Raw genomic sequence first — 472 nt, forward strand, 5'->3', positions numbered from 1 at the left:
AACCACATCGCCACCTCCCGCACCCCCGACTTCGAAACCACCTTCCACACCACCACCCAAGGCCAAGGCATCCACGTCATCCTCAACTCCCTCACCGACGACCTCATCGACGCCTCCCTCCGCCTCCTCACCCCCAACGGCCGCTTCATCGAAATGGGCAAAACCGACCTCCGCAACACCGAGGACCTGCCCGAGGGAATCAGCTACCAGGCGTTCGATCTGGCTCTGGATGCCGGCGCTGACAGGATCGCGAGCATGCTGGCGGAGTTGGTGGAGCTGTTCGGCAGCGGGGCGCTGCGCATGCCGCCGGTGCGGTGCTGGGACGTGCGGGAGTCGGTGGACGCGTTCCGCTTCATGGCCCAGGCCCGCCACATCGGCAAGGTCGTCCTCACCATCCCGCACACCCCCGACGGAACCATCCTCATCACCGGCGGCACCGGCAGCCTCGGCTCCCTCATCGCCCACCACCTCA

The 472-nt window shown here is 66.7% G+C and carries 1 protein-coding gene; it reads left to right on the plus strand.

Translation table 11 applies throughout. The annotated features are described in order from the left end of the window. Positions 1-472: zinc-binding dehydrogenase (locus tag JK364_RS54615; RefSeq protein ID WP_201858912.1), on the plus strand; the 472-nt coding region annotated here is incomplete at both ends.

This window comes from Streptomyces endocoffeicus (assembly GCF_016741935.1).
GTDB classification, from domain to species: Bacteria; Actinomycetota; Actinomycetes; order Streptomycetales; family Streptomycetaceae; genus Streptomyces; species Streptomyces endocoffeicus.